The organism is Streptomyces chiangmaiensis (assembly GCF_036281785.1).
Taxonomy (GTDB): domain Bacteria; phylum Actinomycetota; class Actinomycetes; order Streptomycetales; family Streptomycetaceae; genus Streptomyces; species Streptomyces chiangmaiensis.
In genome coordinates this window covers 1-569 of record NZ_JAYWVC010000744.1, presented here as the reverse complement: position 1 = coordinate 569, position 569 = coordinate 1, and the positions used below count along the sequence as shown (strand labels likewise).

At 64.0% G+C, this 569-nt stretch carries 1 protein-coding gene; it reads right to left on the bottom strand.

Annotated features, from left to right (window positions below; all coding sequences use genetic code 11):
- On the bottom strand, positions 1–132 hold a 132-nt coding region (locus VXC91_RS46715; protein WP_329513381.1), incomplete at its 3' end, for a PAS domain S-box protein.
- Positions 133–569 lie beyond the last annotated feature (437 nt).

Here is a 569-nt window from a genome sequence, read left to right as displayed (position 1 = left end):
GCTCGGGCTGGGCATCGCGGCAGACCGGCCCACCACCTCCCTGGCGGAGTAGCCGACAAGGTGCTGCGCGGCCTGCGTCCACGCGAGGACCGTCCCCCGCTCATCGAGCAGCGCAAAAGCCGTGTCGGACATGTCAGATGCGTGTATCTGCCTACCGAGTGTTACGCATTCGGTGCTGATCGTGGTTTTAGTCATCAAGTGGCCTCGGGTGGCTGGGAATAGGCGACGTAACGCATAGAGGTAAATTCGCCTCTTACTGGGCAATAGACCGGATAGTGCTTTGCCCTGTGACAACGTCGCAGCCGTGGCTGGTACCAGTTCGGTCATGAAAGCCCGCTGACGGGCTGCGAGGGAGGCGCACAAGTGGACGGCATGTGTGCGGCAGCCCAGGACGCGAGCGTTCTCTGCGGCCGGCTGTCGCCGCGACGTTTCACCGGCTGTCGCCGCGGTCGGCCCTACGAGGTGCTTGATCTTGCCGTGGCGCTGCCGCCCGGAGATCGGCGGCCACCACTGGTCGCATACCCCTCCACAACTTACGGAGCGGCTTTGGGCGGGGTTTCAATGACACA